This window comes from Agrobacterium sp. SORGH_AS_0745 (genome assembly GCF_030818995.1).
Lineage (GTDB): Bacteria > Pseudomonadota > Alphaproteobacteria > Rhizobiales > Rhizobiaceae > Agrobacterium > Agrobacterium tumefaciens.
This window is the reverse complement of sequence record NZ_JAUTBI010000003.1, coordinates 1,037,656-1,057,222: the sequence shown is the minus strand read 5'-3', so window position 1 is coordinate 1,057,222 and position 19,567 is coordinate 1,037,656. Positions and strand designations below refer to the sequence as shown.

Below are 19,567 nucleotides of genomic sequence, written 5' to 3'. Positions count from 1 at the left end.
CTTGCTCACCAGCGTCTCAATGTTCGCCGGGCTTCAACGGTACACCGTAGAGTTCGAGCCGGTGATCAACGAGCTTGAAGCCGTGTTCCCTGGCGATCTTTTCCTGAAGCGCCTCGATCTCGGGTGAATGAAACTCGATGACCACACTGTTCTTCAGATCGATCAGATGATCGTGATGTTCCTCAGGCACGGTCTCGTAACGCGAGCGGCCATCGCGAAAATCATGACGCTCGATGATGCCGGCGTCCTCGAACAGCTTCACCGTTCTGTAAACGGTGGAAATCGAGATGCGCGGATCCACGGCGGAGGAACGGCGGTAAAGCTCCTCAACATCCGGATGGTCTGCCGATTCCTGCAGCACGCGGGCGATGACACGGCGCTGGTCCGTCATCCGCATGCCGCGTTCGGCACAAAGTTCCTCCAGCGTTTTCGAAAGGTCTATCACGTCTTCTGGCCTTTTGAGTATTCCGGTTGAATTTCGGGGCTGTCGCCGAAAAATGCCTGTCGCAGGGAACTAGCGAAGATCGCGGCGCATGACAAGCGCCGTCGACTTCGCGCCATCCTTGGCTGTGTAATAGGCCTTGCGCTCAGCGACCGTTTTGAAGCCGAGCTTTTTATAAAGTCCCAGGGCGGAGGCATTGTTGCTGTCCACTTCCAGGAACATCGTTTCAGCACCGCGCATCATCGCCTCACGGACGGCCGATTGCATCAGGCGCCAGCCGAGGCCGGTGCGCGCGAACTTGTCGGCTACCGCAACGGTCAGGATTTCCGCCTCGCCGGCCACTTCGCGCGCAAGCACGAAACCACCGAGCGGTTTACTGAAAAATGCGTTCGTCTGCCGCGCGACGGCACCGAAAACCGAGCCTTGCGTCAACAGCCCGGAAAACTCCCCGTCATTCCAGGGGCGCGGAAAGCGCAGCGCATGCAATTCCGCCACTCCGGCGCAATCCTCATGCTGCATCGGCACGATCTCGAAATAGGGCTTCCAGCTTAGATATTCGTCAAACATAACAAGGAATCATCCGCACGCATTTACGGGTGCCACCTATCAGGCAACGCTCTGGCGTGCCAGCGCAAAACCCGTCTGCGGCCGGGCATCCGGGCCGCGAAGGTAAAGCGGTGCGGGTTTCGGCATGCCTTTCGGCTTGCGTCCACCCGCCCGCGCGACAGTGGAAATCGGAAAATGATCGGGACCTGACCCCGCGTCGAAACCCTGAAAAAGGGGTGCGGCGGAACCGATAATGGCGCCATCGAAACCGGAGAGAGCCGTTTTGGCATCCTCCAGAGACAAAAGCGCGGCCTCGAGGAGCGGCAATCCATCCTCTGCAAATGTCTGGAGGTAGGCTTCGCCCCGTTTGGCGTCGAGCCCGACAGCCACTGGCCGGCCGGGATTTTCCAGCAGATGATGCAAGGCGATCGTCTCAAGCGTGGTTACGCCGACTGCCTCTATGCCGAGCGACAGGGCAAAACCACGCGCGGCGGCAACGCCGACGCGAATGCCGGTAAAGGAACCCGGTCCGATCGTTACCGCGATGCGCCCGACTTTCTGAAGCGGTAGCTGCGCCTGCTGCAGGGCACCATCAATCACAGCCATCAGCCGCTCGGCATGACCTTTTCCGATGGTTTCGCACACCTCGCCAAGCACCGTGTCGGAGGCGCTGTCATAGACGCAGGCGGAACAATCCACACCTGAGGTATCGAGTGCGAGAACAATCATGGCGCGGGCCTGGCTTATAACGTCATACAGCTTCGACTTCGCGCACTTCCGGCACGAAATGACGAAGCAGGTTCTGGACGCCGTGCTTCAGCGTGGCGGTGGAGGACGGGCAACCAGAGCAGGCGCCCTTCATGTTCAGGAACACGGTGCCGTCGCGGAAACCACGGAAAGTGATATCGCCACCATCCTGCGCCACGGCGGGGCGGACGCGGGTATCCAGCAGTTCCTTGATGGTGGCGACGATGGTTTCGTCACCCGCTTCAAAGAACTCGCCTTCCTCATCCGACACTTCAGCCGCAATGGCGGTTCCCATGATGGGGCGGCCAGACATGAAATGCTCCATGATCGAACCGAGAATGGCGGGCTTCAGATGCTGCCATTCGGCGTCATCCTTGGTGACGGTGATGAAATCGAAGCCGAAATAAACACCGGTGACACCCGGAATGGTGAAGAGGCGCTCTGCCAGCGGCGAGGCCTGCGCCTGCGCAGGGTTGAGAAACTCAGCCGTGCCGCTTTCCAGCACCACCTTGCCCGGCAGGAACTTGAGGGTCGCGGGGTTCGGCGTGGCTTCGGTCTGAATGAACATTATCTGTCTCCTTCGAGGTCGCCGTTCACGCCCCGCAATTTAGAATTCTTCCAAAAAATACGCCTGGCGAAGCCTTACTTCAAGCCCTGACATGATAATTACATTCAAGAAATCGTCAGCCCCAAATTCTTGCCCGAATCCGTTCCTGCCTTTCAGGGTCGGACGAGGGTCAGCAGAGGGCGTCGATTTCCTCATCCGTCAGCGTATCCGGCAGCACGGTGACGGGGATGGGGAAGGCCGCACCGCGTCCTGAGATGGAGGAGACGAGCGGTCCCGGCCCTTCCTTCGTCGATCCTGCCGCCAAAACCAGAATGGCAATATCGCGATCTTCCTCGATGAGGCCGTGGATCTGTTCGGTTGCGCCGCCTTCACGGATCACCGCTTCCGGCTCGATGCCGATGGTCTCACGGACCTTCTGGGCGATCTTGGCAAGCGTTGCTTCCGCCTCCTCGCGCGCCTCGGCCCGCATGATCTGCTCGACGCCCAGCCACTGCTGGAAATCGCCTTCCGGTATCATGTAAAGCAGAACCAGTCCGCCATTGGAGTTCTTGGCGCGACGACCGGCATAATGCACGGCCCTTTCGCATTCCGGTGTGTCATCGATAACAGCGAGAAATTTGCGACGATGCCCTTCCAGACGCGACAGCCGTTTTGAAACCATTCCGCACTCCCTGTGTCCGCCGCGATCCGAAAAACCGCCCGACGGTTCGGGCGGAGATTATATCAAATCACGGCAGGCGCAAACCGCCCGCCGTGATCCGCAAGGCGATACGTGGTCAGCGCAGGAACCCGATGATGTCGCGCACCTCGTTCATCGTGTTTTCGGCGATCGCGCGCGCGCGCTCACCACCCTGTTTGAGGATGGCATCGATGTGGGTGGGATCGTCGAGAAGGCGGCGCATCTCGTTGTTGACCGGAGCCAGCACATTGACGGCAAGCTCGACGAGAGCCGGCTTGAAGGCCGAGAACTGCTGTCCGCCGAACTCTAAAAGAACCTCGGCTTTCGTCTTGTCAGACAGTGCCGCATAGATACCAACGAGGTTTTCGGCCTCCGGGCGGCCCTTCAGGCCTTCCACTTCGCTCGGCAGTGCATCCGGGTCCGTCTTCGCCTTCTTGATCTTTCTCGAAATGGCGTCGACATCGTCCATGAGGTTGATGCGCGACAGATCCGACGGATCGGACTTCGACATCTTCTTGGTGCCGTCCTTCAACGACATCACCCGCGGTGCCGGACCGCCGATCAGCGGCTCCACCATCGGGAAATAGGCATGCACCGGCTCATTGCCCACGGTGATGTCGAGCCCGAGACCGGCGTTGCGGATATGGTCACCGAAATCGATGTTGAATTTCTGGGCGATGTCGCGGGCCAGTTCCAGATGCTGCTTCTGGTCGTCGCCGACAGGAACGTGGGTCGCGCGGTAGACGAGAATGTCCGCAGCCATCAGGCTCGGATAGGCAAGCAGCCCAAGCGACACTTGCTCGGCATTCTTGCCGGACTTGTCCTTGAACTGCGTCATGCGCTCCATCCAGCCGATGCGCGCCACGCAATTGAAGATCCAGGCGAGTTCGGCGTGCTGCGGCACAGCCGACTGGTTGAAGACGATATGCTTCACCGGATCAATGCCTGCGGCAATGAAGGCGGCAGCGATCGAGCGGGTCTGCGCCTTCAGGTCCGAATGAACGAGCTGGGCGGTGATGGCGTGCATGTCGACGACGCAATAGATGCAGTCGTTATCTTCCTGCAACGCCACGAATTTGCGGATGGCCCCGAGATAATTGCCGAGATGCAGATTGCCGGTCGGCTGGACGCCCGAGAAAACCAGCGGCTTGAATGCGTTCATTGTCGTCCTCGAAAAGGCTTGTGGAGGGCCCCGCCCCGTGGTTGGAATTGCACGCGCGCTTATGCACCTACAGCCCCTCGCAATCAAGCGGTTTCAGGGCGCGTCAGCCGCGTGGCTGAAGAAGATCCCAGTGATTTCCATAAGGGTCCGCAAAGACCGCGACGGAGCCATAAACCTCATGGCGCGGTTCTTCCAGAAAGCGCACGCCGCGCGCAAGCATCGTCTCGTAGTCACGACCGAAATCGTCGGTATGCAGGAAAAACCCGACACGGCCGCCGGTCTGGTTGCCGATGGCAAGACGCTGCGCTTCGCCATCCGCCTCGGCAAGCAAGAGGGCACAGCCATCGGTCCCTTGAGGCTTCACCACCAGCCAGCGTTTGCCGTCATCAAGAGGTTGGTCGGAAAGGCAGTCAAACCCCAGAACCTCGCAATAAAACGTCTTTGCCCGGTCATAATCGTCCACCACGAGTGTGATGAGGGCGATGCGACGGTTTTCTGCGAAGGACATCAGCTTGTCTCCGTCTGGGCATTCTTGTTGCGGCGCTTTTTGATGGCTCTCTTGACCATGCCGAGATCGGCACCACCCGAAACGAAAGCCAGCACGAAATAAACGAGCATGGCGGAGAGCACGAGGCCCATGATGGTTCCGGCCCGGACGAAAATGGAGGAGGCCGACGACAGCTCGGAGCTGAGATAGGTCAGCGCATAGTGAACGAAGCCCGCCATAAGGGCGGCGGCCAGCAGCAAGCGCGGAATGCGGGTGAGGAGCGGAATGTCCACATGCCAGTGACCCCGCCACAACAGCATGCCGAACAGCAGGGCGGCATTGACCCAGCCGGCGGTGATCTCGGCAATGGCGATGCCCGGACCTCCGAGACGCGGAAACAACGTCAGCGCCAGAGAAACGTTCACAACCACGGAAATCGCCGCGAAGATCATCGGGGTGCGGGTGTCCTCGCGGGCAAAGAAGCCGGGAATGAACGCCTTTATCAGCACGAAAGCCGGCAGGCCGAGGCCATAAATACCGAGGATCTGCGCGACGGTGACGGTGGCCGAAGGCGCGAAATTGCCGCGCTCGTACAGAAAGCGCACGATGGGCTCCGCCATGACGAGAAGGGCAGCGGCGGCGGGCAATGTCAAAAACAGCACGAATTCGACCGAGCGGTTTTGCAGGCTTCCCGCCTCGACCATATGTCCGCCACGCAAAGCCCGCGCCAGCTCCGGCAAAAGCACGGTGGCAACGGCGATGCCGACGACACCGAGCGGCAGCTGGTAAATCCGGTCGGCATAGGCGAGCGAGGAGATCACACCCTCACCGGCAGACGCGATATTGGTGTTGATCAGGAGATTGATCTGGGTGATGCCGCCGGTGATCGCGGCCGGCAAAGCGAGGACCAGCAGGCGCTGGACATTCTTCGTCAGCCGGGGTCTGCGGAAACCGATCCGCATGCCGGCATTGCGCACGGCGATCCAGACGATGCCAAGCTGCACCACACCCGCAGCCATGACACCCCAGGACAGGGCATAACCCACCTGAAGCGGGTCGTAATGCTTCCACCAGGCCAGCATCAGAACACCAATCAGAATGATGTTCAGGAAGACCGGTGCAATCGCGGCAGCGAAATAACGGTGCAGCGAATTCAGCATGCCGCCCATCATCGCCGCCAGCGACATGCAGGCGAGATAGGGAAACATGATGGTTGCGAGACGGACGGTGTTGTCGAATTTCACCGGGTCTTCCAGAAAGCCCGGCGCAATAACGGTGCGCACGATGAACGGCATCGACAGTTCCATCAGGATCGTCAAAGCCAGAAGCACGGTGAACAGAACGCCGAAAACTTCTTCGGAAAAGCGCCTTGCGCCCTCCATGCCGTTCGCCTCGATCTCCTTGGCGAAAAGCGGCACGAAGGCCGAGTTGAACGCGCCTTCGGCAAAAAGGCGCCGGAAGGTGTTCGGGAACCGGAAGGCAGCATTGAAGGCATCGGCGACCGGGCCGGTACCGACGGCTGCGGCCATCAGCGTTTCGCGGAGGAAACCGAAGATACGGCTTCCGAGCGTGGCCGTGCCGACCGTGGCGAACTTTCCGATCAAGCTCATGGGAATTTCAAGCCTTTGCCGTGCGCGTGGCCGGCAACGCCGCCACATCGGGATGGGCGATGATGCCGTTTGGCATGCGATCGCGCAATTCGTCTTCCTGCTCGCTCATCACGGCCTTCAGGCGCGTGGCAATGCTGGCCTGCCGGTTGTCATTGGTGACCTTCTGGCCGAAGAGATCCGTCACGTAGAATGTGTCGATGACCTTCTCGCCGAAGGTGGTGATGCGTGCGGAATGAATATCCAGCGACAGATCGGCAATGACAGCCGTCATATCCGCCAGAAGCCCCGGCCGGTCGAGGCACTCGACCTCGATAACGGTGAACTTGTTCGAAAGCCCGTTGGAAATGATGACGGAGGGCGGAATGGTGAAGGCGCTTTTCTTCCTCCGGCTCTTGGTGCGGGTGGCAATCATTTCCGGCAGGCGCTGACGACCGGACAGAACCTCTTCGATCAGCTTGCCGACATTGTTGCCGCGCCGCGTCTCGTCTTCGTCGATCGGAAATTCGCGGTTGATCAGGATCGTATCGAGCGCCCGCCCATCGGATGTGGTGAAGATTTGCGCGTCGGCAATGTTGGCGCCGGCCGCAGCGCAGGCGCCGGTAATGATCGACAGCAGGCGCGGATGGTCGGGCGCCAGCACGGTGATTTCGGTGATGGCGTGGAAGGAATGTGTGCGCACCATGGTCGACAGCGCCTTTTCCTGCTTGTCGGCCTCGCGGATGAAGCGGGTGTGACGCACCTGATCTTCCAGCGCCACCGTCAGCAGATAGGGCTCATAGTGCAGCTTGGTGTATTTGCGCCGTGCCTTCTGGCCCCAGTCTTCCAGCGCGTCGTAAAGCGCCTGACGGGCAATATGCGCCCTTTCCTTGCGTGAGACTTCCGAAAAGCCACCTGAGAGAAGCAGCTCGGTCTCGTAATAAAGCGAGCGGAGCAACTGACCCTTCCAGCCGTTCCAGACACCCGGACCGACCGCGCGGATATCGCAGACCGTCAGGATAAGCAGCATCTTCAGCCGCTCCATGGATTGCACCTTGTCGGCGAAATCGGTGATGGTCTTGCGGTCGTGCAGGTCGCGCGTCTGGGCGACCATGGACATCAGAAGATGCTGCTCGATCAGCCAGACCACCATTTCGGTCTGCTTGCCGGTCAGCCGGAAACGCTGGCAAAGCTTGCGGGCCACGCGCGCGCCGGCAATCGAGTGATCCTCCTGCCGGCCCTTGGCCACATCGTGCAGCAGAACGGCCACATAAAGTGCCTCACGCTCCTCGACACCCGGCATCAGCTGGTTGGCAAGCGGATGGGCATCCACAGCCGTCCCCTTGTCCACCTCCGACAGTACGCCGACCGAGCGGATCAGATGCTCGTCCACCGTATAGTGATGATACATGTTGAACTGCATCATCGCGACGATCTTGCCGAATTCGGGAATGAACTTGCCGAGGACGCCAGCCTCGTTCATGCGCCGCAAGGTGAGCGCCGGATCACGCCTCGAGGTAAGGATCGCCAGAAACAGCCGGTTCGCCTCCTCGTTCTCGCGAAGCCCGTCATTGATCAGCGACAGCGACCGGGTAACGACACGCAGCGCATCCGGGTGAAGTTCGAGATTGTTGATATCGGCGATATGAAAGAGCCGGATCAGATTGACCGGATCGTTTTTGAACACGTCCGGCTTGGCCAGCGCGATGCGTCCGCGATCCTCAACGAATTCAACAGAACCGGGAATTTTGCGGACGCGGTGGGCAAAGCGGCTGAGAACACCCGACAGGCCCGGCACGTCCTTTGCCTGCCTGTCCTCCAGTGCGGCGCAGACGATGCGGGTCAGGTCACCCACATCCTTCGCCACCAGGAAATAATGCTTCATGAAACGTTCGACGGCGGAAAGCCCGGGGCGTGGCTGGTAGCCCAGCGCATCGGCGATCTCGCGCTGAATGTCGAAGGAAAGGCGCTCTTCCGCCTTGTTGGTGATGAAATGCATCTGGCAACGGACGGCCCAGAGAAAATCATCGGCCTTTTCGAACAGCCTGAGTTCGCGCTTAGACAGGACGCCAAGCTTGACGAGATCGGCTGTATCGCGGACATGGTAATAATATTTGGCGATCCAGAACAGCGTGTGCAGGTCGCGCAGGCCGCCCTTGCCTTCCTTGACGTTCGGCTCCACCAGATAGCGCGTATCGCCCGCCTTGCGGTGACGCTGGTCACGCTCGGCCAGCTTGGCGGCGATGAATTCCGGCCCGGTGCCGGTGACAACTTCCGACTCGAAACGTTTTTCGAGATCATCGGTCAGGGATTTTTTACCGCAGATTGCCCGCACTTCCAGAATGGCGGTGCGGATAGTCATATCGGATTTCGACAGGCGGACGCACTCATCCACCGTGCGCGTGGCGTGGCCGACCTTGAAGCCGAGATCCCAGAGCAGATAAAGCACGAACTCCACGGCCTTGTGCATATCCGGCGTGTTCTTGGCCGGCAGCAGGAACAGAAGGTCGATATCCGATCCCGGCGCCAGCGTGCCGCGACCGTAACCCCCCACCGCTGCAACGGCGATCTGCGGCGCGTCTTTCGGATAGACATATTGGCAGGCGAGATCATAGAGGATTTCGATCAGCCGGTCCTGGAGCCAGGAGATACGTCGGGCGCAATCGATGCCGCTGCCGTCGGATTTCAGCAGTTCGCGAGCCTTTTCCCGGCCTTCCGTGCTGGCCTTGCGAAAGATCGGCAGCAGGTCTGACCTGACATCGGCGATGCGCTTGCCGTCGTTCTTGAAGATGATGTCGCATTCGCGCTTCAGCGCCGAAACATCGAGAATTTCGGAAAAATCCAGGTCCTTGATGGCCATTTATGCCGTTATCCATGTCCTGTGGGAAAGCCACCGCTTGCGATGGGATTGTCCTATAGCGAGTTTCAAAGGCGATGGACAGGCAGTCTATCCTCTTAAGCCTTGCCAAGTTCTTTCTTTAACGCATAGAGCGCGTCCAATGCCTCACGCGGCGTCATTTCGTCCGGGTTGAACCCCTTCAAAGCTTCTTCCACCTTCGATGGTCCAGCCTTGCGGGTTTCCTCACGGCGAACCGCGATCTGGAACAGCGGAAGATCGTCGATCAGCTGACTGGCCGGGTTCTTTCGATCGGCATCTTCGAGCTTCGTCAGCACCTCACGGGCGCGCTCCACCACCGATGCCGGAAGTCCGGCGAGCCTTGCCACCTGAATACCGTAGGAACGATCCGCAGCACCCGGTCCGACCTCGTGCAGGAAGATGACATCACCCTCCCATTCCTTCACCCGCATCGTGGCATTGGAAAGGCGACCAAGTTTTTCCGACAGCACCGTCAGTTCGTGGAAATGCGTGGCGAAGAGGCCACGGCAACGATTGACCTCGTGCAGATGCTCAACCGCCGCCCAGGCGATCGAAAGGCCGTCGAAGGTTGCCGTGCCACGTCCGATCTCATCCAGAATGACCAGCGAGCGATCCGTCGCCTGATTGAGGATGGCGGCCGTTTCCACCATTTCCACCATGAAGGTCGAGCGGCCACGCGCCAGATCGTCGGACGCGCCGACGCGGGAAAACAGCCGGTCTACGATGCCGATGTGGGCGGCTTCTGCCGGAACGAAGGAGCCGATCTGCGCGAGGATGGCGATGAGCGCATTCTGACGCAGGAAAGTCGACTTACCGCCCATGTTCGGGCCGGTGAGCAGCCAGATCGCACCATTTTTGCCGCCCTCCGCAGCCGACAGATCGCAATTATTGGCGATGAATGGCCCAGCCGACTGGCGCCGCAGGGCCTGTTCAACCACCGGATGGCGCCCGCCTTTGATCGCGAAGGTCATGGAGGCATCGACGATCGGGCGGCAATAGGCCTGTTCGGTAGCGAGATAAGCAAGGCTTGAGGCGACATCGATCACCGCAAGCGCCAGCGCACCGGCCTTGATCGCCTCCGCCTGCTGCACCACGGCCTCGACCATGCGCTCGAAGGCTTCCAGCTCCATGGTCAGAGCCTCAGCCGCGGCATTGGCGATGCGGCTTTCGAGATCGGCAAGCTCGGTGGTGGTGAAGCGCATGGCGCCGGCCATGGTCTGGCGGTGAATGAAGCGCGCCTTCGCCTCATCCGTCGCCATCATGACATCGGCGTTGCCCGCTGTTACCTCGATGAAATAACCAAGCACGTTGTTATGCTTGATCTTGAGCGACTTGATGCCGGTTTCCTCGGCATATTGCAGCTGCAGCCCGGCGATCACCCGGCGCGACTGGTCACGCAATGCGCGCACGTCGTCGAGTTCTGGATTGGCGCCCTCACGCAGAAAACCGCCATCACGCTTCAAAAGCGGCAGATCGTCGGCGAGCATCGAGCCAAGCATGGCTTCCAGCCCGCCCGGCAAAGCCTTCAGATCCGCAAGTGCAGCAGCAAGCTCCTCCGGCAATAGTCCCTGATCGAGAATGGCGGCAATTCTCTCGGCCGACGCCAGGCCCTGCCTGATGGCCCCGAGATCGCGCGGGCCACCGCGCTCCAGCGCAAGACGGGAGAGCGCGCGCGGCATATCGGCAACCTGTTTCAAGGCATCGCGCAGGCCATCGCAAAGGGAGACGTCATCAATGAGATAGGCGACCGCATCGAGACGGGCATTAACCCTTTCCGGATCGGTCAGGGGAGACATCAGCCGCTCGGCTAGAAGCCGCGCACCGCCGCCCGTGACCGTGCGGTTGAGGGCATGCAGGAGCGATCCGTCCCTTTCGCCCGATAGCGTCTTCACCAACTCCAGATTGGCGCGGGTCGCGGGATCGATGAACAGTGTGGAGGCAGCGCTTTCGCGTTCCGGCGCACCAAGCGGCGGGCGCTCGGCAATCTGGGTCTTTTCAACATAGGCAACCGCGGCAGCGGCAGCGGCCATTTCAACGCGCGAAAATGTGCCGAAACCATCGAGGGTCGAGACGTTTAAGTAACGCGCGATCCGCCCTTCCGCCGTAGCGCTGTCGAACAGAATGGCCGGCTGCGGCACGGCGACACGGCCAAGCATATCGAAAACCGGTCGCAGCTCTTCGTCATGGAACAGACTGTCGGCAACGATCAGCTCACGCGGATCGATGCGCCAGATATCAGCGAGGAGCCGCGTCAGCGTGGTTTCCGCCAAGCGGAAGACGCCGGTGGAAATATCAATCCAGGCAAGCGCAAACTGTGCCTCCGCACTGCCGCGAATACGAGCGAGCGCCATAAGATAGTTGGATTCCGTCGGCGACAGGAGCTTTTCTTCGGTGAGCGTGCCAGGCGTGACAAGCCGCACCACATCACGCTTCACCACGGATTTCGATCCGCGCTTCTTCGCCTCGGCCGGGTCCTCCACCTGCTCGCAGACGGCGACGCGATAACCGCGCAGGATGAGCTTCTGGAGATAATCATCGGCGGCGTGAACGGGAACGCCGCACATGGGAATATCCTGCCCCATATGCTGGCCGCGTTTTGTCAGCGTGATGCCGAGCGACCGCGAGGCTTCCACCGCATCGTCAAAGAACAATTCGTAAAAATCGCCCATGCGGTAAAACAGCAGCGAACCGGGGTTGTTCGCCTTGATCTCGATATATTGCTCCATCATCGGAGTGGCCGTAGCGCGGCTCTCTTCCGAGATCAGGGAAGCGGTGGTCAAAACGTCCGTCAATGGCTTGCCGATGTCATATCGTGTTGCGGAAAGGGAGCGCCGACACTAGCGGCAATGGCCGCACCAAGACAACACACACGGCACCGCTGCCCACAGGAACATCCCGCTTGATCCGAGTTAAAACCGGTCAGCCGTTGATGCGCTCGGTCTCGCCGCCGTAATAGCTGATGTAGCGGCCGGCGATATAGGAAACCGGCAGGACCACGAGAACATCTGTCGTGTTGAAGGCGTGGTCCACCACGGCGCCGGAGCCGAACATGGCGCCGAGACGCATATAGCCCTTGATCAGCGGCGGCATGGCGTTCAGCGCCTTGCGGGCGTTCAGCGCCTCAGCCGGTACCAGGTCCATCTCGTGATAAAGCTCGGGAAGAGCGGAAGCCGCCCACTCGCCCTTTGCAACGCAATTGTGATGCAGGAAGGACAGAGCAAGCGCGTGGGCTTCCGGCTGCACGCCGGGGAACGAAGCGCAACCGATCATGGCATCCATGCGGTGTTTCACGGCATAGGCCCAGTTGCCCTGCCACAAAAGCTCAACCGTGCGCTTGGTGCGATATTCCGGCAGCACGCAGGAGCGGCCAAGCTCCATGAAGCGCTTGCCCGGATGGCGCGCTACCAGCCCGGCGATGTCGAATTCGCTTGCGGAATAAAAACCGTTATTGGCGAGTGCAGTTTCCTGACGTAACAGACGGTAGGTACCGACGATCTGGTCCTCGCTGTCGCCTTCAATCGCCTTGTCGAGCACGAGCAGATGGTCGCAGACACCGTCCCAGGCGTCGATGTCGCGCTTGCGGCGCATCGCGTCTGCGGGAAGGCGCGCCTTCATTTCATCAACGAAAACCCGGTAACGCACGGACTGCGCCGCGTCGATCTCCCGCTCGTTTCTTGCGAGCCGTGTTTCCAGCGAGCCGATACGGCCGAAAAGCCCCTCATTGTCCTGAGCGGTGTCTGGACGAGGATGAATAACAACTTTGTTTTCACAAATGTCGTGACTGTAGATTTCGGCAACCATGGGGAATCGCTCCGCCACCAAAAGATTTTTCCTGTCATAAATCACTAATTGACGACAGAATAGTGACAAAATGCAGCCATTGCGAGTCTCTCAAGTCATGATGGCAGCAGGCGTTTCGCCTCCAGCAAGCGGCGGATTTCCTCGACCAGTTGTCTCGGGTCGGCAGGCTTGGTCAAAACCTTGGCCGCACCGGCATTCAGCAGGATTTCGGCGGTTTCAACGCTCGCATCGCCGCTGAGCACGATGAGCGGAATATTTCTTCCACCCTTCAGCGTGCCGAGAAGCTCCGGCAGCACCTCAAGCCCCTCGCCGCCCGGCATATTGAGATCGGATATGATGAGGTGCGGCAGGCGGGTTGTGCCCGGCGCCACGGCTTGCTGCAGGGCCTGAAAATCGTCGACACCGCGCACGATGTAACCGCTTTTTTCCAGAACGGCCCGGATGACGCGCGCATTGACGGCGTCGTCCTCGGCCACGAGGATGTCGATGCCGCTTACCCCCTCCGTCACCCGTGACGAAAACCCCACATCCGGGTGGTTGTCGTTGATGGCGTCGCGCCGTTCTATGCCGCGCAGACGGCCGCAGAGGACGTCAATCAGGGACTTTTCGCGCAGCGGCCGGATCAACCAGGCGTCGAAGGACACATGCATGGTCGACGCCCGCTCTTCGGGACTGACCAGCAACGTGCGGCGGACATTCTGTTGCGGCCAATCCCTTAGCGCGTCTCTGAACAGAGGCGAAATACGCCTGTCGACAATGATATCGGTGAGATCGGCAACTGTACCGTGCAGCCTTTCAAAATCCTCCGGTTCGTGGATAAGAGCGCATTTACCGCCGAAAGCTTCGATCGCCTCCATCGTCACCGTCGCTGCCACGCCCCTCGGCGCGACCAGCAGGACATTGGTATGCTGCAGGCAATGGTGCCGGTCCGGGTCCGGCGTGCCGGTGGACGAACTGCCCGGACGGAATGCCAGCTTGAAGGTGCTGCCCTCACCCTTGCGGCTGAAGACCGTCAGGCTGCCGCCGAATTCCCGGACGATGCGGGCGGAAATAGCGAGCCCAAGCCCTGTTCCCCCACTTTGCTGCGACATCGGGCCTGCCTGTTCGAATTCGCCAAAGATACGGGCTTGTTCCGCTTGGCTCATGCCGGGGCCGGTGTCCTCGACGGTGATATGCAATTCGCCTTCAACCATGCGCGCCCGGATGACGACCCCGCCCACCTGCGTGAATTTGACGGCATTGCCGAGGAGGTTGAACAGAACCTGACGCAGCCTTGCCGGATCGAAATCCAGATAATCAGGCACATCCGGCGTGACGAAGGAGGTGATTTCGATGCCCTTTTCGTGGGCGCGATGCGCCAGCATCTCGACAATGCTCTCGATCAGCCGGCGCAGGTTTTCCGCACGCGGATTGAGTTTGAAACGGCCCGCCTCCATGGTCGAATAATCCAGCAGGTCCTCGACCAACTGTACCAGCGACTGACCGGACTGCTTCATGCCGTCGAGATAATTACGTTGCTCTTCATTGAGCTTCGTCTGCGACAGAAGATGGTTCATGCCGAGCATGCCGGAAAGCGGCAGGCGGATCTCGTGGCTAACAGTTGCCAGCAGCCTTGCCTTTTCGGCATCGGCCTTTTCCGCGCGTAAACGGGCGTTTTCCCGCTCGCCGAGTGCCAGCCGCTCCTCGGTGACATCTCTCGCGATGCTGCTGATGAGAAGACGACTGCTTGCCAGATCGCGGGTGACGACATCGTGCCAGGAGAAAATGCGCTGACCGAACGGGGTCGCGATTTCCACATCATAAGTGTGGGCCTTGTCGCCTGGCCGGAAAGCGATGCCGATTTCCTCACAGCTCAGCCCTTCGGGTGCCGAGCAGCCCGTCACTTCACGAAAAACCGCATTCGCCTCGACGATGCGCCGATCCATATTGCGGATGACGATGATATCGCCCATGGCCTCCTGGATCTCGGCAATCAGCGATCGGTTTTGAGTTTGGCGTAGCCGTACATCCAAATCATCTGCATATAGTTTGCCGGTATACTGGAAGGATTTGCCGAACATGGCGTAGGACAGGAGACCGACCAGCACCGCACCGAAGAAGGATGCCAAGGCGACGGTGACCGAATAAGGCACCGCAAGCGCGATCAAGGCCGCGGAGAAGGCACCCACCGACAATGACGCGGCAACGTATAGCGTGATCGATCTGGCATCTATCCCGCGCCCCGCACCGCCATGGTGAGATGTCGTGTCGACGCGATCCGCCGGCTGCGCCGGGGTGGCGGCGAGGCCATCTGAAACTTTTTCCCGCAGTCGTGCCAGTTCGCTCATGCACAACCGCTACCACGGCAGCGGTTTTGATATGTTTGGCTCAAACGCTAAAATTTTACTTTTTAGCCGCCCGGGCGTGCAGAAACTCATCGAGAATGACGCAACCGGCACCGATTGTTATGAAAGCGTCGGCCAGATTGAAGACCGCGAACGACCATGTATCGGTGTGAAACAGGATGTAGTCGATGACGTGACCGTAGAAAAAGCGGTCGAGAAGATTGCCAGCCGCTCCAGCGATGATGAAGGCGAAGCCAAGATGGGCAAAAGTCCGATCCGCCGCCGTCTTGCGCCAGAGCCACAGAACGAAGACCACGATGACGAGCCGCATGCTGACGATGAACCAGCCGTGCATGTCCGCCAGCATCGAAAACGCCACACCGAGATTATAGGTGCGGTAAAGCGCCAGGAACGGAATGACCGGCACCATCTCCTGCAACGGCAGATAGGTCTCGACCAGTTGCTTGACGACCTGGTCCAGCACAAGGGCGGCAACGATAAGCGCGAAAGCCGGGCCGAATTTCGAAAACAACGCCGCTTTGGCCATTACTTCACCGGTGCCAGTTCGAGGAGATGTCGCCGCGCCTCGAAAAGCATGACAGCGGTTGCGATGGCGAGATTGAGACTATCGGCACGGCCCTGTTGGGGAATGCGCGCCAGTTGGTCTGCCTTGCCGGCCAGTTCAGGCGGCAGGCCGGATTGTTCGTTACCCATCAAAAGCACGACGGGCTTTCCGGCGTAATCGATTTTTCGATAATCCACCGACCCGGCAAGATGGGTGGCAACGACACTGACATTGGCTGATTTTTTCCATGAGAGGAATTCCTCAACCGAGGCGCGGGCAACCGGCGTAGCGAAGACCGAACCCATGGTCGCACGCACCGTTTCCAGCGAAAACGGATCGGTGCAATCGCCGACCAGAATGACGCCTGAGGCACCCGCCGCATCCGCCGTGCGGATGATGGTGCCGAGATTGCCGGGATCACGCACCCTATCGAGCGCGATATAGGTCTCGCCTTTTTCCGGACGGATATCCTTCAATGGCTTCCATCTCTGGTCAAAGATGCCAACGACCATTTGCGGATTGTCGCGTCGGGTGATCGAGGCGATGACTTTTTCGCTGACTTCGAGCACCAGCCCGCCCGAAGCGACCGTCTTTACGGCCGCCTGCTCCACCAGCGGCTTGCCCTTGGCCGCCTTGGCGTAAACCAGAGTGCGGATTGTCCAGCCCAGTTCGAGCGCGTCGATAACCAGCTTCAAGCCTTCCGCCATGAAGGTGCCGGTCTCTTCCCTGCCCTTTTTCTGGGTAAGCGCCTTGATATCCTTGATGATGGGATTGGCAAGGCTGGTGACTTCCTTGACCTGGCCAACCCGGCGCGTCGTGTTTTCGCGCATGTCGTTCGTCATTTCGGCTCCCAGCGGCTGAACAGCGATGTGGAAAGCACCCGGCCCGGCGTCTTCCCATCAAGCCCGGCCTCGCGAATGACGAGCTCGCCGGACGCAACGACGCCACCGGCGCCGCGCATGATTTCGCGCATCAATTCATGCATCGAATAGAAGCTGGCCCTGATAGAATAGGCCGTCAGCACCAGACCGAGCGCTTTGGGCGACAGGATTTCCCGGCAGATATCGAGCATCAACGGAAGATGGTCGAACAATTGCCAGATTTCACCATGGGTGCCGCGGCCGAATTTCGGCGGGTCGGTGAGAATGATGTCGTAGGTGCTGCCGCGACGCTCCTCGCGCTGAATGAACTTCATCGCGTCTTCGCAAATCCAGCGGATCGGCGCCTGTTCGAGCCCGGCAAGCGCCTGGTTCTCCTTTGCCCAGCCGATCGCTTTCTTGGAGGCGTCGACATGGGTCACTTCAGCGCCTGCAGCAGCGGCGACCAAAGAAGCGACGCCGGTGTAACCAAACAGGTTCAGGACTTTCAGCGGCCGGTCAGCCGTTTCGACGGCATTTTTCAGCCATTCCCAGTGGACAATCTGCTCCGGGAAGACGCCGACATGCCGGAAGGCCGTGAAACGGCCGAGAAATTCGACGCCGAGCAGCGACAATGGCCAGGTTTCGCCAAGTGCTGCCTTTGGAAAACGCCAGCGGCCCATGCCGTCTTCATCAGTGTCGCCGGTAAAAATGGCGTCGGCATTCTGCCATACGCGGTCGGGAACCGACGGCTGCCAGAGAGCCTGTGCCTCGGGACGGACGACGCGATATTCGCCGTATTGTTCAAGCTTCAGGCCATTGCCGCTGTCGATGAGATGAAAATCACCCGCGCCACTCGATTCCAGAATTACCGGAACCTGTTCTGCGGGACGTTCGCCGGTGCGATGCTTGAGGGGCCGCGCAGGCACCTGCTCAACGGCCGGTACTGGGGCTATCTTTTCCCTCGGCGCAGATTTGGTCGCGCTGCGCACCGCGTCCGGCTCGCGCTTTTTAGGTGCCGCGTCCGTCCGCCGTGCCGGCTTTGCGGCATGAACCTGTTTTTTCTCGCTCCCGGCACGCACGCGATTGCCCGGCCGGCTGTCTTTTTTCTTCAATGGAAATCTTTCCGCTTCTGCCCGCGTCTTATCGCGCCAGCAAATAGCATTCCAAGCGTCGCTCGACTAGAGCCGCAACGAATGTCGGCACCATCACTTTGCCGGGAGTTGGCCCGCATTCGGAAGCTGCGCGGCTGTTGCCGCTTTGTGCCGGTTCGCCTCGTCATGCCAACGAACGGCTTCCTTCGCCTCGATCCGGGCGCGCTTGCGATGCTTGCCCTGCGCAAACCATGTGGCGGAAGATCCCAGAAGCACACCGAAAATGACGGCCAGAAACAGGAACACGAAAAACGGCGCGGTGAAGGAAAGTACACCATCCTCCGGCCGGAACGGATTGAGCGCGAGCGTCACGGACTGACGATTGGCCACGCACAGGATGACGAGGATAATCGCCAGCGGAAGCAGGATGATGAGGTTGATGATTTTTTTCGACATCCGACATTACTCCATCGCGGCATGCATTCCGTCGGCTCCGTTTCCGGCGCGGCGGGTGAGAACGATCAATCGTCCTCTTCGTCACCCATACCGGGGTTCAGGCGCTCACGCAGTTCCTTGCCCGTCTTGAAGAAAGGCACCCATTTTTCCTCGACGAAAACCGATTCACCCGTGCGCGGGTTCCGACCGGAACGCGAAGGACGGTTCTTCACCGAAAATGCGCCGAAACCACGAAGCTCGACACGATTTCCCGCTGCCAAGGCATCGGTGATTTCATCCAGCACCGCATTGACGATATTTTCCACGTCACGGTGATAAAGGTGCGGGTTACGCGCAGCAACGATCTGCACCAGTTCAGACTTGATCACGGTTGCCCCCTGAAAGAATTGGATTTTTAATGCGGCTCAACCTGCCAAACGGAAACAAGACCGTCAAGAAACAACTTGTCCGCACCGAGCTGACCGGAGCCCGCAAACGGGATTAAATCGTCATATCCCAGAAGCTTCGCTATTTGAGCAACACTGAAAAGCGAAAAAGGCGAACTGGAAGACGGTGCGCGCCATTCCACGATCGGCAGATCCTTGGCAACACCGCGCGTTTCGAAATAGCCGCGAATTTCCTTTTCGCCGCCAAGCGTGTCGACTAGCTTGTTGGCGAGCGCCTGTCTGCCCGTGAAAATCGATCCGTCCGCCAGTTTCAACACATCCTCGCGCGGCAATTTGCGGCGATCGGCCACAAGATCGACGAACCAGCCGTAGCTGTCCATCACCATGGAACGGATCATCGTCTTCGCCTCTTCGGGCGCCTCATGGAACGGCGAAGGCTCCGCCTTCATCGGAGAGGACTTTATTTCCTGCAGCGAGACGCCGAGCTTATCCATCAGCTGGCCGATCTGGGGATATTGAAAGATCACGCCGATCGAGCCGGTGATCGAGGTTTCGCCAGCGACGATGACGTCACCTGCAGATGCGATCATATATCCAGCGGAGGCGGCAAGCGTGCGGACATCGGACACCACCGGCTTCTTTTCCGCAACGCCGCGAATGGCCTTGAAGATGCGCTCGCCGCCATAGGTGGTGCCACCGGGCGATGAAATCGAAACGATCAGCCCTTTGACATTGTCGCTCTTGGCAATCTTGTCCAGCCGCTCCAGAAGTTCGGTATTGTCCTGGATCAGCCCGGAGATCTGGACACGGGCAATATGGGGTCTCTCGCTTTGCTGCGGGGTGGCCCATAAAAACCGGTAGAGGCCGAAAATGCCGGCGACAAACAGAAAAACAGCGGCAATCCGCCAGAAAGTCAGCTTGCGGCGCAATCGTCTGCGATCCGCTATCGCCATATTATCCATCGAAAACCCCTGCCTTCCGGCATTTGA

18 protein-coding genes are annotated in these 19,567 nt (G+C 59.7%); all 18 read right to left on the bottom strand.

The features are described 5' to 3' along the window. Positions 1-16 precede the first annotated feature (16 nt). Positions 17-445: a Fur family transcriptional regulator gene (locus QE432_RS14865; protein WP_003514787.1), complete on the bottom strand. Its 429-nt coding sequence runs from the start codon at positions 443-445 to the stop codon at positions 17-19. A 69-nt stretch (positions 446-514) separates the two neighbouring features. Further along, on the bottom strand, positions 515-1,009 hold the full coding sequence (locus QE432_RS14860; RefSeq protein WP_003514785.1) for a GNAT family N-acetyltransferase: 495 nt from the start codon (positions 1,007-1,009) through the stop codon (positions 515-517). A 39-nt stretch (positions 1,010-1,048) separates the two neighbouring features. Then, entirely contained in the window at positions 1,049-1,717 is a 669-nt protein-coding gene (gene tsaB, locus QE432_RS14855) for a tRNA (adenosine(37)-N6)-threonylcarbamoyltransferase complex dimerization subunit type 1 TsaB (RefSeq protein ID WP_111795037.1), read from the bottom strand. Between the two features lie 22 nt (positions 1,718-1,739). After that, a complete protein-coding gene (locus tag QE432_RS14850) occupies positions 1,740-2,303 on the bottom strand; it encodes a NifU family protein (protein WP_003514783.1) in 564 nt (187 codons plus the stop codon). A gap of 169 nt (positions 2,304-2,472) precedes the next feature. Further along, positions 2,473-2,964, bottom strand: a complete 492-nt coding sequence (locus QE432_RS14845) for a universal stress protein (protein ID WP_003514782.1) — start codon at positions 2,962-2,964, stop codon at positions 2,473-2,475. Between the two features lie 115 nt (positions 2,965-3,079). Continuing rightward, the gene (gene trpS, locus QE432_RS14840) at positions 3,080-4,144 is read right to left on the bottom strand and encodes a tryptophan--tRNA ligase (protein ID WP_003514781.1); all 1,065 of its coding nucleotides are present in this window, start codon (positions 4,142-4,144) and stop codon (positions 3,080-3,082) included. Between the two features lie 103 nt (positions 4,145-4,247). Beyond that, complete coding sequence (locus tag QE432_RS14835) at positions 4,248-4,652, bottom strand: VOC family protein (protein ID WP_019564425.1); 405 nt, start codon at positions 4,650-4,652, stop codon at positions 4,248-4,250. Continuing rightward, a complete protein-coding gene (gene murJ, locus QE432_RS14830; RefSeq protein ID WP_306624782.1) occupies positions 4,652-6,241 on the bottom strand; it encodes a murein biosynthesis integral membrane protein MurJ in 1,590 nt (529 codons plus the stop codon). The genes QE432_RS14835 and murJ overlap by 1 nt, the downstream gene beginning before the upstream one ends. A gap of 7 nt (positions 6,242-6,248) precedes the next feature. Beyond that, positions 6,249-9,077, bottom strand: coding sequence for a [protein-PII] uridylyltransferase (locus tag QE432_RS14825; protein WP_003514778.1), 2,829 nt, complete (start codon positions 9,075-9,077; stop codon positions 6,249-6,251). 95 nt (positions 9,078-9,172) lie between these two features. After that, positions 9,173-11,824: a DNA mismatch repair protein MutS gene (mutS, locus tag QE432_RS14820; RefSeq protein WP_441296760.1), complete on the bottom strand. Its 2,652-nt coding sequence runs from the start codon at positions 11,822-11,824 to the stop codon at positions 9,173-9,175. Between the two features lie 190 nt (positions 11,825-12,014). Then, positions 12,015-12,896, bottom strand: a complete 882-nt coding sequence (locus QE432_RS14815) for a GNAT family N-acetyltransferase (protein WP_306625948.1) — start codon at positions 12,894-12,896, stop codon at positions 12,015-12,017. 95 nt (positions 12,897-12,991) lie between these two features. Continuing rightward, complete coding sequence (locus QE432_RS14810) at positions 12,992-15,223, bottom strand: hybrid sensor histidine kinase/response regulator (protein ID WP_306624778.1); 2,232 nt, start codon at positions 15,221-15,223, stop codon at positions 12,992-12,994. Positions 15,224-15,278: 55 nt separating this feature from the next. After that, the gene (gene lspA / locus QE432_RS14805; RefSeq protein ID WP_065659819.1) at positions 15,279-15,767 is read right to left on the bottom strand and encodes a signal peptidase II; all 489 of its coding nucleotides are present in this window, start codon (positions 15,765-15,767) and stop codon (positions 15,279-15,281) included. Continuing rightward, positions 15,767-16,627, bottom strand: a complete 861-nt coding sequence (locus QE432_RS14800; RefSeq protein WP_003514768.1) for a TrmH family RNA methyltransferase — start codon at positions 16,625-16,627, stop codon at positions 15,767-15,769. Before QE432_RS14800 ends, lspA begins: the two co-directional genes overlap by 1 nt. Then, positions 16,624-17,757 carry a class I SAM-dependent methyltransferase gene (locus QE432_RS14795; protein WP_306624775.1) on the bottom strand — a complete coding sequence of 378 codons (1,134 nt, stop codon included), beginning with the start codon at positions 17,755-17,757 and terminating at the stop codon, positions 16,624-16,626. Before QE432_RS14795 ends, QE432_RS14800 begins: the two co-directional genes overlap by 4 nt. Before the next feature lie 93 nt (positions 17,758-17,850). Continuing rightward, complete coding sequence (locus QE432_RS14790) at positions 17,851-18,192, bottom strand: LapA family protein (protein WP_003514766.1); 342 nt, start codon at positions 18,190-18,192, stop codon at positions 17,851-17,853. A 65-nt stretch (positions 18,193-18,257) separates the two neighbouring features. Further along, positions 18,258-18,584 carry an integration host factor subunit beta gene (locus QE432_RS14785; protein WP_219256707.1) on the bottom strand — a complete coding sequence of 109 codons (327 nt, stop codon included), beginning with the start codon at positions 18,582-18,584 and terminating at the stop codon, positions 18,258-18,260. Between the two features lie 2 nt (positions 18,585-18,586). Next, positions 18,587-19,540: a signal peptide peptidase SppA gene (sppA, locus tag QE432_RS14780; protein ID WP_013635364.1), complete on the bottom strand. Its 954-nt coding sequence runs from the start codon at positions 19,538-19,540 to the stop codon at positions 18,587-18,589. Between the last annotated feature and the right edge of the window lie 27 nt (positions 19,541-19,567).

Bases quoted from the DNA above. Each gene is read 5' to 3' on its own strand.
- lspA (WP_065659819.1), bottom strand. From the start codon at position 15,767: ATGGCCAAAGCGGCGTTGTTTTCGAAATTCGGCCCGGCTTTCGCGCTT.
- QE432_RS14860 (WP_003514785.1), bottom strand. From the start codon at position 1,009: ATGTTTGACGAATATCTAAGCTGGAAGCCCTATTTCGAGATCGTGCCG.
- sppA (WP_013635364.1), bottom strand. From the start codon at position 19,540: ATGGATAATATGGCGATAGCGGATCGCAGACGATTGCGCCGCAAGCTG.
- mutS (WP_441296760.1), bottom strand. From the start codon at position 11,824: ATGATGGAGCAATATATCGAGATCAAGGCGAACAACCCCGGTTCGCTG.
- QE432_RS14790 (WP_003514766.1), bottom strand. From the start codon at position 18,192: ATGTCGAAAAAAATCATCAACCTCATCATCCTGCTTCCGCTGGCGATT.
- murJ (WP_306624782.1), bottom strand. From the start codon at position 6,241: ATGAGCTTGATCGGAAAGTTCGCCACGGTCGGCACGGCCACGCTCGGA.
- QE432_RS14800 (WP_003514768.1), bottom strand. From the start codon at position 16,627: ATGACGAACGACATGCGCGAAAACACGACGCGCCGGGTTGGCCAGGTC.
- tsaB (WP_111795037.1), bottom strand. From the start codon at position 1,717: ATGATTGTTCTCGCACTCGATACCTCAGGTGTGGATTGTTCCGCCTGC.
- QE432_RS14835 (WP_019564425.1), bottom strand. From the start codon at position 4,652: ATGTCCTTCGCAGAAAACCGTCGCATCGCCCTCATCACACTCGTGGTG.
- trpS (WP_003514781.1), bottom strand. From the start codon at position 4,144: ATGAACGCATTCAAGCCGCTGGTTTTCTCGGGCGTCCAGCCGACCGGC.
- QE432_RS14825 (WP_003514778.1), bottom strand. From the start codon at position 9,077: ATGGCCATCAAGGACCTGGATTTTTCCGAAATTCTCGATGTTTCGGCG.
- QE432_RS14815 (WP_306625948.1), bottom strand. From the start codon at position 12,896: ATGGTTGCCGAAATCTACAGTCACGACATTTGTGAAAACAAAGTTGTT.
- QE432_RS14850 (WP_003514783.1), bottom strand. From the start codon at position 2,303: ATGTTCATTCAGACCGAAGCCACGCCGAACCCCGCGACCCTCAAGTTC.
- QE432_RS14845 (WP_003514782.1), bottom strand. From the start codon at position 2,964: ATGGTTTCAAAACGGCTGTCGCGTCTGGAAGGGCATCGTCGCAAATTT.
- QE432_RS14810 (WP_306624778.1), bottom strand. From the start codon at position 15,223: ATGAGCGAACTGGCACGACTGCGGGAAAAAGTTTCAGATGGCCTCGCC.